The following is an 11435-nucleotide window of genomic DNA, read 5'->3' on the forward strand; positions in this document are numbered from 1 at the left end:
CCTTTTCCCTTTTCGCCCTTCCCTCTTCTCTGTTCCCTCTCCCTCTTCCCTCTTCCCTAACCCCTAGCCCCTAACCCCTAGCCCCTATGCTTACCGTTGCATTACCTAAAGGCGCACTTCTCACCGACAGCATCCGTCTGCTACAAGCAGTTGGACTCGACTTTAGTGCTTTTCTCGATCCGAAAATGCGTCAACTCCAGATTCACAACCCCACCGGGACGGCGAAAGCTTTGCTCGTTAGGGCGCAGGATGTGCCAGTTTATGTGGAATACGGACAAGCGCAATTGGGAATAGTCGGTTATGACGTGCTGCGAGAAAAACAACCGCAAGTAGCGCACTTAGCTGATTTGGAATTCGGTCGCTGTCGGATGTCGGTGGCGGTAAAATCTTCGAGTCCTTATCAGTCTGCATTGGAATTGCCTCCTCACGGTCGAGTTGCTTCCAAGTTTGTCCGCTGTGCCCGCGAATACTTTGACAATCTGGATTTACCCGTAGAGATCGTGCCACTGTACGGTTCGGTGGAACTGGGGCCAATTACAGGAATGTCGGAAGCGATCGTAGACTTAGTATCGACCGGACGCACCCTCAAAGAAAATGGCTTAGTGGAGATGGAAGTTCTGTTTGAAAGTACGGCGCGACTGATTGCCCATCCCCTCAGTTATCGGCTCAACACCGATAACCTCTACCATTGGGTAGAAGGACTAAGAGAAAAAACTCTATCTTTGGTTTGATTTTTGCCAGAATTATTGCCAACCTTGTGGAAGAAATAAAAGTATGGAGGTTAGTTTCCCATCAACAAACTTAACAAGGGCAACCTAAAAGATTATGTACAAATGGAATGCTGAAGATTACCACAGAAATTCTTCCGAACAGCAAAGGTTGGCAAGGGAGTTTATCGCCAAACTCGACCTGAAAGGGAATGAAAATATTCTCGATATTGGTTGCGGAGATGGTAAAATTACAGCAGAACTTGCTACCCTTGTACCGGATGGATCGGTTACGGGAATAGATGGTTCTGAAGAAATGATCGACTTCGCTCGACAAAAGTTTCCTAAGAGCGATTTCCCGAATCTGAGATTTGAGTATAAGAATGCAACAAACCTCAATTTGGAGAATCAATTTGACCTGATCGTTTCGTTTAATTGTCTGCATTGGATTAATAATCATATCCCGGTTTTGGAAGGGATCGAAAAAAGCTTGAAGCCACATGGAAAAACGCAGCTTTTGTTAGCTGGAAAAACAGATGACACCTGTATGCGAATGGTGGTAGATAAAGTAATCTGTCAGGTCAAATGGAAAAACTATTTCCAGGAACTAACTTCACCATTTGGTTTGTACAAAGCTCATGAATACAAGGAAATGCTGGAAAAGGTGGGCTTAAAATCAAATAGGGTAGAAGCAATAACGACAAATATGATTTTTGATGGCAAAGAAGGATTTAAAGGATTGCTGCGGACTACATGGCTACCCCTGACGGAAAAGTTGCCGGAAGATTTACGTGCAGACATTATTGATGAGCTAGCGGAGGCATACATTCAGTTCAACCCACCGAATGGGGATGGCTTGGTGTATATGCCTATGGTGAAATTAGAAGTGGAAGCCACAAAAGTAGAGACATCTATCTCATGACAAGCTCATCGCCGCTGAGAGAGGATTTGGCAAATAAGCGATCGCGTCCGAAAGAAAGTGACTGGAGATTGTTCCTGCGTCTAGTCCCTTATGCTCGCCAAAGCAGCCGTTTGCTGGCGCTGGCGATCGCATTATTGATACCGGTATCGATTTCTGGTGCTGTGCAACCGATTGTAATCGGACAAGCGATATCTTTAATCCGCCAAGAAAACACAACGTTTGCATTTCTGCAAAATCGCCCCTTTGCAGAGGCGTTTAATATCTTGGTCGTTTTATTGTTAGTAACTGTAACTGTCCGCATACTACTTGTCAGCACTCAATCATATACGGTACAAAAAGTAGGTCAGCAAATCACCGCCGCCATTCGCAAGGATTTGTTCGAGCGCGTCACCTCTCTAGCAGTGCGCTTTTTCGATCGCACCCCCGTAGGAAAATTGATTACACGCCTCACCAGCGATGTGGAAGCGCTGGGAGATGTTTTTTCCACAGGTGCGATCGGCATTGTCAGCGACTTGTTTTCGATTGTGGTAATTGCGGTTGCCATGTTTTTATTGCAATGGCAGCTAGCTTTGATGCTAGTGTTAATGCTAGTGCCGGTATCGTTTGCGATCGTCTATTTCCAGCATCAATACCGCATGGCCAATTATAAAGCGAGGGAAGAACTTTCCGCCCTTAACGCCACCCTGCAAGAAAACATCCTTGGTATTAATATAGTCCAGTTGTTCCGGCGGGAACAATTTAATGCGGAACTATTTCGGACTATCAACAAACGCTATATCACCGAAGTAGACAAAACCATCTTTCACGACTCGGCTATTTCTGCAACGCTGGAGTGGATTTCTTTAGTTGCGATCGCAGGCGTACTGGGGCTGGGCGGCTGGTTTGTCATGCAAAATAACTTTAGTTTTGGCATCTTATCCACCTTTATTTTGTACGCGCAACGCCTCTTCGATCCCTTGCGCCAATTAGCCGAAAAATTCACCTCAATTCAAGCAGGTTTTACCGCCGTCGAACGCATCACCGACATTTTAAATGAACCAATCGAAATTCGCGATCCGGAACATCCCAAATCCTTACCGCCAGCACGGGGAGTAGAAGGCGGAGAAATTCGCTTTGAAAACGTATTTTTTGGCTACAAAACTGATGAATACGTTCTCAAAGATTTAGATTTCACCATCCATCCGGGCGAAAAAGTAGCGTTAGTTGGCCCCACAGGTGCCGGTAAAAGTTCGATCATTCGTCTTTTGTGTCGTCTCTACGAAACAACTCAAGGTCGCATCCTTCTTGATGGAGTAGATATCAGAGACTTACCTCAAATCGAACTGCGCCGTCACATGGGCGTTATCCTGCAAGATGGATTTCTGTTTGCCGGTGATGTGAAAAGCAACATCACCCTGGGAGAAACTTACTCGTTTGAGGCAATTCGCACCGCCGCAGCACAAACTAACGTAGCCCAGTTTATCGAACAGTTACCTCAAGGATACGACACCGAGTTGCGGGAACGAGGTACAAATCTTTCTGGCGGTCAAAAACAACTCCTAGCCTTTGCCCGCGCTGCTATCCGCAATCCTCGCATATTAGTGTTGGATGAAGCAACTGCCAGCTTGGATGTGGGGACAGAAGCATTAATTCAAGAAGCTTTGGAACATTTGCTGGTAGGACGTACTGCGATTATTATCGCGCACCGACTTTCTACTATTCGCAATGTCGATCGCATTTTAGTACTCAAGCGGGGACAACTTGTAGAATCCGGCAGTCATGAGGAATTAGTGCGCCAAGAAGGACTTTATGCCAGTTTGTACAAGTTGCAGATGTTAGGAACTTAATCAATTTTCGATTTTGGATTTTGGATTTTAGATTTATTTCAATCTGCAATCTAAAATTTGCAATTTTTCCCTACTCCAGCTTTGTAGGTTGGGTTGAGGTACGAAACCCAACTTTTGCCTTGGATTTCACTTCACTAACTCAACCTACAAAAAGATCGCTAAGTAGGTGGGCGTCAATAGACGCCAGTATGTGAAAAGATGTAAAGACAACAGGTAAGTACAGAAGAGCGAAAATTTAACTTTAGTTTAATCTTAGTTGGAAATAGCCACTTCCAACTCAGTAGTATGATGGGTTTATTCCTAAAAGCGATACTTTCATTTGGGAGATGCAAGCGATCGCACAACAGCATCAGACAGATTTTTGTCGAATCGGAATTTCAATTACGAACTCCGTACCCTGTCCTGGCGCGGAAATACAATATATGTTTCCGCGATGTTTTTCCACCACAATTTGATAGCTAATCGATAATCCCAGACCAGTGCCTTTCCCGACAGGTTTTGTGGTAAAAAATGGGTCGAATAATTTACGGCGTATTTCCTCTGTCATGCCGGAACCGTTATCTTTAATACGGATAGCTACCCGATCTTTATTGAATACTTCTGTGCGAATGTGAATAAAGCTGGGATGTTGCTTAATTTCCTCTAGCGATCGCTTCTTATTCCACTCGTCCAAAGCATCGATCGCATTCGTAATGATATTCATAAATACCTGATTGAGTTGTCCCGCATAGCAATCAATATTAGGTAGATTGCCATATTCTTTAATAACTTGAATGCCTGCGTGTGTTCCTATCTCTTTAAAACGATTTTGCAAAATCAGGAGCGTACTATCTATACCTTCGTGAATATTGACATCCTTCATTTCCGCTTCATCAAGACGCGAGAAGTTCCGTAAACTCAGGACTATCTCGCGAATGCGGTTGGCTCCCATCTTCATAGATGCGAGTATCTTCGGTAAGTCTTCCAGCAAAAAGTCTAGCTCGATTTCTTCAACAAGCTCTTGAATTTCTTCTACCGGATTGGGATAGTAATGCTTATATAGTTTTAGCAATCGCAGAATATCTTCAACATATTCTGATGCTGGAGTAATATTGCCGTAAATAAAGCTGACCGGGTTGTTAATTTCGTGAGCGACGCCAGCAACTAACTGACCCAAACTCGACATTTTTTCAGTTTGGATAAGTTGAGCTTGAGTTTGTTGTAATTCGCGCAAAGTTTGCTCTAAATCCTGAGTTCTTTGGCGCAATTCCTCTGAATATCGTCGCAAAGCTTCTTCCGATTGTTTGCGTTGGGTAATATCCATCATTGAGCCAACCATCCGCACTGGATTGCCTCGCTCATCACAGGCAATAAAACCGCGATCGATCACCAAAGCATAAGAATTGTCAGCTTTTAAATATCGGTATTCATCTGACCGCACTTGTTCTTTTTTCTCAAGCGCATGATGTATGCCATTAACAACTCTTTCCCTATCTTCTGGATGTATGTGTTCGTACCACCAAGCAGCAGTAGGTTCCACATCTGCCATTGCATAACCAAAAAGCGTCTGGATACCTTCGTTCCACTCCACCTCACCTGTCGCCAAATTCCAGTTCCAAATAGCATCATTTGTAGCTCGTGCTAGTAGTTGATAGCGGATTTGGTTCTCCCGCAAAGCTTCTTCTGCTTGCTTGCGCTCTTTAATATCGCGACTGATCGTTGCCAAAGCCTGCGGTTGTCCTGTTTGTGGGTTTTTCAGAACAAACAGATTGTAATCGACGGGAATCGATTCGCCAGTTTCAAGATTCTTGAATCGGTATTCTCCCTGCCAATAACCTTTTTCCAGAACAGTCGGTATAATCTGCTGCTGCACTTCATTAATATCTTCCGGCATAAAGGTGTCGATTATATTCATGTTTGCCAATTCTTCAAAATTTGGCAATCCCAGCAGCTTTAGGCCAGATTGATTTAGAAAAATAGGCTTTCCTTCCAGAGAAGCAATACCAATTAAATCGGTGCTGTTTTCGATTAAAGTTACTAATTGTTGACGTTCTGAGTCTGCCTGTTTGCGCTCCGTAATGTCGCGACCTTCCGGAATCAAAAGAACTACTTTTCCTGTCTCATCAAACACAGGCTTGATCGAGAAGTCAACAATTATCACTTGATTTTCATGATTTTGTGCCTCGGTTTCGTAACGCACGAATTTACCTTGTGCAGCTTCGCTAATAGCTGTTTGCAAACGGTTACCAATTTCTGAATTTCCAGACCACCAGGGGGTTTCCCAGAACAAGCGATCGATAACATCTTTGGGCTCAGCTTTAATAGCATCCAATGCTGTTTGATTTGCTTTTATGAGAGTGCCATCTGGTGTCATCAACCCCATAAACTGAAAAGCGCTATCGAAAATCACCTGTAATATTCTTTCATTCGATCGCAATGCTTCCTCAGTTTGTTTGCGTTCAGTTATATCTCTGGCAACTGCATACATTTTTTGCTGTTCGGGAAATGGCACCGCTTGCCACAAAAACCATTTATAGGAGCCATCTTTGCAAAGCCAACGGTTCTCAAAGGACAAAATGTTAATACCAAGAGCAATTTTTTCGGCTTCGCGGATAGTTGCTTGCCGATCTTCTGGATGCACAAATTCAATGTAAGGTTTAGCCAGCAGTTCCTCGCTTGAGAAACCAACGCTTTTTTCCCATGCAGGGTTAAGTTGCTTTAAATAACCGTCAAAACCGGCGGTACAAATCATATCCAGCGATAGATTGAAATAGCGATCGCGTTCTTCTTCAACTCTTTTAGGATCGCTGATATCTGTCAGCGTCCCAACATAGCTAATTACTCCTTCGGCTCCCATTTCCGGGACTGATTGACCCAATACCCAAGTTACCAAACCATCGGAACGCACAAAGCGATACTCGGATTTAAAAGGTGAATTGGTTTGTGCAGATTCGTACCATTCTCGGTAAACTCGCTCGCGATCGTCTTCATGGATCGCTTGCGCCCAACCTTCTCCCTGTGCTACTTCTAGACTCAACCCCGTGATGTCGCTCCAGCGATCGTTCACGTACAAACAATTACCTTGCGGATCGGTGCGGAATATGCCCACAGGTAAAGCTTTTAGCAGGCTCAAAAATCGCTCTTCAGTTTCCCGGAGTACCTGTTCGACTTGTTGGCGATCGGTGATATCTCTAGCTATGGCAAGGATATAGCGATCTCCACCCCACTCAACCTTACTCAATCGCACCTCAACTGGGAAAGTTGCGCCGTCTTTGCGTCGGTAAATCCCATTCACGGTATGAGTTTCACCCAGAACTATTTGCTGCCAGGTTTTTTTCATTTCCTCCAGCTGGATACTCACCTCAAAGTCGGATACTGACAAGTTAAATAACTCAGCGCGAGTGTATCCCAAACTATCGCAAGCTTGCTGGTTAACATCAATGATTTTCCCTTCTCCATCCTGTACAAAAAAAGCATCTCCAGCTTGGTCAACAATAGAGCGAAAGCGTTTCTCACTCTGTCGCAATGCTTCTTCGACTCGTCGGCGTTCCTTAATCTCTTCTTTTAATAGTGAGATCGTATGGTTTAATTGAGCCGTTCTCTCTTTTACTTTGATTTCCAATACTTCGTTTGCGGATTTCAGCGCTGCTTCCGAGAGCTTGCGATCGGTAATATCGATTGCAGAGCCGATATAACCGGCAAAGCTGCCGTCTGGGTAGTACCTTGGTACGCCTGTATTCAAAATCCAGCGGTACTTTCCATCTGCACGCCGCAGTCGATATTCGATCTCGAATTTTTGACGGGTATCAAAAGCCTTAACATAGGTATCCAAACACTGCTGGCGATCTTTCGGATAAACCCCTTCCCACCAACCGTAACCCTGCTCCTGTTCTAGATGGCGTCCGGTAAATTCCAACCAGACTTGGTTAAAATAATTACAAAGCTTGTCTGCCCCAGACGTCCAAATCATTACAGGAGCTGTATCAGCCATCAGGCGAAATCGGTTTTCGCTCTCGTCTAGCAATGCCAACAGTCTCTGGCACTCCTTCTTGCTATTTTCCTGTTCTTGGGTAGCCATTATTTATTACTTAGCTATTAATCTTTGGCAGATAAAGACAGGCTTGTCCATTAGCGAAAAAAATCTTTTCTCTAGTAATATATCTATCTTCAACAGTTCTTATGTGATTTCTGTCACAGATGAAGCCTATTAATTATAAGGATATCTTTAAATTTCGATTATTACGTTAGTTTCCCAGGCGAGCCCACCCATGACCAGCAAGGCCCTGTAATTTTTTGTTTAACGTAAAAAATAATCTTACTTGTTACTCACTTGTAATTAGCCGATAATTCAATCTTGCCGACTTAAAATATCATTCTAAACATGAATTTCCAAAATAATCGCAAAGATCTTCAAGTGAATTTGCAGTTAAATTAAAGCTCTAGAAAACAGCGTAACTTTGAACTAAAATTATATGTTTATGACTAATACCCCATTATCCGTATCCAAAAACACCACCGATGGAGCGACGGCAACCGAGTCGTCCCTTAGCTGGGCTAGCTTGCTGCAACAGCTGCTCGATCGACAATCCCTATCTTTTGAACAAGCATCCCATTTAATGCAAGGATGGCTGAACGAGGCGATCGAACCTGTCTTATCCGGAGCGATTTTAGCCGCCATTCAAGCTAAAGGCGTTTCCACTGAAGAATTAGCTGGCATGGCCCAGGTACTGCAAACTCAGTCGCTCGCGGGGGAAGGTTCCCAATCCCTAATTCCCATCATCGATACCTGCGGTACAGGCGGAGATGGTGCATCAACATTTAATATTTCCACTGCTGTGGCGTTTGTGGCAGCAGCAGCCGGAGTGCGGGTTGCCAAACACGGTAATCGTTCGGCTTCTAGCCGAGTGGGTTCTGCTGATGTGTTGGAAGCCTTGGGCGTCAACTTGAATGCTACAAGCGATCGAGTACAGGCGGCATTATCCGAAGTCGGCATTACCTTTTTATTTGCACCCGGTTGGCACCCAGCCCTCAAAGTAGTTGCCCCCCTGCGACGAACCTTAAAAGTGCGAACGATATTTAATTTATTAGGCCCACTCGTCAACCCCTTACGACCCACAGGTCAGGTAATTGGCGTGTGCGAACCAAACTTGTTAGCAACTATCGCTCACGCCTTGCTTAGCTTGGGTACGCAAAAAGCCATTGTCGTACACGGACGAGAAAAACTAGATGAAGCCGGTCTGGGAGATTTGACCGATCTGGCAGTACTCTCTGAAGGTGAAGTACAGATATCTTCCCTAAATCCCGAAGAACTCGGTTTGACACCAGCCCCGATAGGCGAGTTACGCGGTGGCGATGTGCGGGAAAATGCCGAAATTTTGCGATCGGTGTTGCAAGGAAAGGGAACTCAGGCACAACATGAAGTAGTCGCTTTGAATGCTGCCTTAGCACTCCAAGTTGGCGACTCGATTCCGATGGGAGACCATACCAAAGGTATTTCTGTTGCTAAAGATATTTTGCTTAGCGGTGCTGCCTGGTCGAAGCTGGAGCAATTAGTTCAGTTCCTCAATTAGGGCGTCGGGGTTAGGGAAAAGGGGCTAGGGGCTGGGGGCTAGGGGGAAAAGGGAAAAGATTTATTCTTCAGCTCCCCCACTCCCCCGCTCCCCCACTCCCCCACTCCCCCACTCCCCTTTTCCCTAACCCCGACGCCCTCAACGCTGGCGGAATTCCACCACGTTATTTCTGATGGTGATATCGTAGCCGCCGAAGAAGTCTTGTCCCAGCAATCCGATATCTAGCGCTGAGCCGATCGCTACTGGTATATTCCTAACTGAAGCACCCCCCACTTCCATAGAATCGATACAACCAACGCCAAACACTACCCCCTGACCGCTGGCAGTATTAGCTTTGGCGAAGCCGATGGGTTTTACCCTCAATGCCGATGCCATTACAGGAGTAATCACAGTACCGCTAGCCCCCGTATCCAAAATCATTTCGTGGGTTTGTTTGAGCCCCAAGCTGAAAAAGTTAACATCAACTACCACCGTGCCACCTTCTCGGCGTTTGATGGGAACTCGAAACACAGTTCCGGCTGCTATTGTGGAGCTTTTTTGTGGCTTGCCAGTACATTTGGAAATAGCAGACACTGGCTTAGAACCGGGATTTGCCCGCGATTGTGCGTAGTCGAGATACTGCTGGTATTCTTTTAACTTTGTTTTGGCGATCGCATACTTAGGACTGGCAGCGGGTACAGCTTTGAGCAATTCGATCGCTTGCTGCCATTTGTTGCTGACAATCTGCCAGTCATCTTGAGAACTGGCAGATTGGCTGATACTGTTGGCGCTGGCAGCTTTGACAAGCGCTTGTTCGTAAGTATCCGATTGGGGTACAGCGCTAGTAGTTGTCTTCGCTGCCAAAGATATCGGTTTGGCAACGGGAGTTGTTGACGCTGGAGTGGTAGCAGGGGTTACAGTTGGTTGGGCGTTGCTGCTAGGACTGGTAGTAGAGTTATTATTGTTACAAGCAACGCTAATAAGTGCGATCGTGCCAAAAAGCAATATCGGTAATGCAGTGGGGCGAGATAATTTTGGCATATTAGTATTTAATTTATTTTGCCTGAAAAACTTTTTCCTTGTACCGCCGCTTCCACTTTAACCTTTATAGAGAAGGGGTTTTGGAAACTGAGCTTCAGTCTTGCCAAGATCGGAAATGCGATCGCATCTCAACACAATCAGCATCTAAAACCCACACCCTACGGAACGGTCGTGCAATAATAGCATCGCTCCTAGTCTGTGTCTAAAAAACTATGCCCCTCTTTGATGCTCAACCGGCTTTGCTCGTGCTGGCAGATGGCACCGTTTATCGTGGTTGGTCTTTCGGTGCTATGGGAACAACGATAGGGGAAGTGGTGTTTAATACCGGCATAACGGGCTATCAGGAAGTGCTGACCGATCCCAGCTATTGCGGTCAGATTGTGGCCTTTACTTATCCAGAATTGGGAAATACCGGCGTTAATCCAGAGGACGAAGAATCGGATCGGCCCCAAGTGCGGGGTGCGATCGCTCGCAACATCACGACCCGACCCAGCAACTGGCGCTCTACTCAATCTTTACCCGACTACCTCAAACAGTACAATATTCCCGGTATTTACGGCATCGATACCCGCGCCCTTACCCGCAAGATTCGGCAATTTGGCGCTATGAACGGTGGAATTTCCACAGAAATTCTCGATCCCGCCGAATTATTGGCAGAGGTACAAGCAGCCCCCGACATGAACGGGTTAAATTTGGTGCGAGAAGTAACTACTCGCCAGACCTATGAATGGTCAGATCCCACTACTTCTGTTTGGGAGTTTAACCCAGCTACCCAATCGAGTGAAGAGGAACGCCTTACCGTTGTAGCGCTTGATTTTGGCGTGAAGCGGAATATTCTGCGGCGTTTGGCCAGTTTCGGTTGCCGAGTCATCGTCGTTCCCGCAGATACACCTTCGGAAGAAATTCTCAAATATAACCCGGACGGCATTTTTCTCTCCAACGGCCCGGGCGACCCCGCAGCGGTCACAGAAGGGATCGAAACTACCAAAGCGCTGCTGAATAGCCAAAAACCGGTATTCGGTATCTGTATGGGACACCAAATTCTCGGTCTGTCCTTGGGTGCGGAAACTTTCAAGCTCAAATTCGGACATCGCGGTTTAAATCAACCCGCAGGTCTGCGCCAAAAGGTAGAAATTACGAGTCAAAACCACAGTTTTGCGATCGACCCCGATACTTTGCCCGATGGGGAAGTGGAAATTACGCACCTCAACTTGAACGATCGTACAGTCGCTGGATTGCGTCACAAAAACCTACCTCTGTTTTCGGTGCAGTACCACCCAGAAGCCAGCCCTGGCCCCCACGATGCCGATTATCTGTTTGAACAATTTGTCCAACAGATGCGCGAGTCGCGTAAAGCAGGGGCTAGGGGCTAGGGATTAGGGGCTAGGGGAAGAGGGAGTGGGGGAGCGGG

Annotated in this window: 8 protein-coding genes; 6 read left to right on the plus strand and 2 right to left on the minus strand. The window is 45.9% G+C overall.

Annotation, left to right across the window (positions count from 1 at the left end; translation table 11 throughout):
- Window positions 1-86: 86 nt before the first annotated feature.
- The 3 genes from hisG to H6S82_RS05920 all read left to right on the plus strand — a co-directional run bounded on the left by hisG (window position 87) and on the right by H6S82_RS05920 (window position 3455).
- Window positions 87-731, plus strand: a complete 645-nt coding sequence (gene hisG / locus H6S82_RS05910) for an ATP phosphoribosyltransferase (protein WP_190462155.1) — start codon at window positions 87-89, stop codon at window positions 729-731.
- A gap of 94 nt (window positions 732-825) precedes the next feature.
- Window positions 826-1629: a class I SAM-dependent methyltransferase gene (locus H6S82_RS05915; RefSeq protein ID WP_190462156.1), complete on the plus strand. Its 804-nt coding sequence runs from the start codon at window positions 826-828 to the stop codon at window positions 1627-1629.
- Window positions 1626-3455, plus strand: coding sequence for an ABC transporter ATP-binding protein (locus H6S82_RS05920; RefSeq protein ID WP_190462159.1), 1830 nt, complete (start codon window positions 1626-1628; stop codon window positions 3453-3455). The genes H6S82_RS05915 and H6S82_RS05920 overlap by 4 nt, the downstream gene beginning before the upstream one ends.
- Window positions 3456-3804: 349 nt before the next feature.
- Here H6S82_RS05920 and H6S82_RS05925 read toward each other — a convergent pair whose 3' ends face one another.
- Window positions 3805-7512: a PAS domain S-box protein gene (locus H6S82_RS05925; protein WP_190462161.1), complete on the minus strand. Its 3708-nt coding sequence runs from the start codon at window positions 7510-7512 to the stop codon at window positions 3805-3807.
- A gap of 400 nt (window positions 7513-7912) precedes the next feature.
- Here H6S82_RS05925 and trpD point away from each other — a divergent pair, with 400 nt between their 5' ends.
- Window positions 7913-9004 carry an anthranilate phosphoribosyltransferase gene (trpD, locus tag H6S82_RS05930; RefSeq protein ID WP_190462163.1) on the plus strand — a complete coding sequence of 364 codons (1092 nt, stop codon included), beginning with the start codon at window positions 7913-7915 and terminating at the stop codon, window positions 9002-9004.
- A 138-nt stretch (window positions 9005-9142) separates the two neighbouring features.
- Here the strand turns inward: trpD and H6S82_RS05935 are convergent, their stop codons facing one another.
- Entirely contained in the window at window positions 9143-10024 is an 882-nt protein-coding gene (locus tag H6S82_RS05935) for a retropepsin-like aspartic protease (protein ID WP_190462165.1), read from the minus strand.
- An 18-nt stretch (window positions 10025-10042) separates the two neighbouring features.
- On the opposite strand from H6S82_RS05935, the gene H6S82_RS05940 reads away from it, so the two are divergent.
- Both H6S82_RS05940 and carA read left to right on the plus strand, forming a co-directional pair.
- Window positions 10043-10204, plus strand: a complete 162-nt coding sequence (locus H6S82_RS05940; RefSeq protein ID WP_190462167.1) for a hypothetical protein — start codon at window positions 10043-10045, stop codon at window positions 10202-10204.
- 32 nt (window positions 10205-10236) lie between these two features.
- Entirely contained in the window at window positions 10237-11397 is a 1161-nt protein-coding gene (carA, locus tag H6S82_RS05945; protein ID WP_190462169.1) for a glutamine-hydrolyzing carbamoyl-phosphate synthase small subunit, read from the plus strand.
- The last annotated feature ends 38 nt before the right edge of the window (window positions 11398-11435 follow it).

Source organism: Planktothrix sp. FACHB-1355 (assembly GCF_014748295.1).
Classification (GTDB): domain Bacteria; phylum Cyanobacteriota; class Cyanobacteriia; order Cyanobacteriales; family Aerosakkonemataceae; genus Aerosakkonema; species Aerosakkonema funiforme_A.

Excerpts from the sequence above, each read along its gene's own strand:
- hisG (WP_190462155.1), top strand. The coding sequence starts at position 87 with ATGCTTACCGTTGCATTACCTAAAGGCGCACTTCTCACCGACAGCATC.
- H6S82_RS05915 (WP_190462156.1), top strand. The coding sequence starts at position 826 with ATGTACAAATGGAATGCTGAAGATTACCACAGAAATTCTTCCGAACAG.
- H6S82_RS05920 (WP_190462159.1), top strand. The coding sequence starts at position 1,626 with ATGACAAGCTCATCGCCGCTGAGAGAGGATTTGGCAAATAAGCGATCG.
- H6S82_RS05925 (WP_190462161.1), bottom strand. The coding sequence starts at position 7,512 with ATGGCTACCCAAGAACAGGAAAATAGCAAGAAGGAGTGCCAGAGACTG.
- trpD (WP_190462163.1), top strand. The coding sequence starts at position 7,913 with ATGACTAATACCCCATTATCCGTATCCAAAAACACCACCGATGGAGCG.
- H6S82_RS05935 (WP_190462165.1), bottom strand. The coding sequence starts at position 10,024 with ATGCCAAAATTATCTCGCCCCACTGCATTACCGATATTGCTTTTTGGC.
- carA (WP_190462169.1), top strand. The coding sequence starts at position 10,237 with ATGCCCCTCTTTGATGCTCAACCGGCTTTGCTCGTGCTGGCAGATGGC.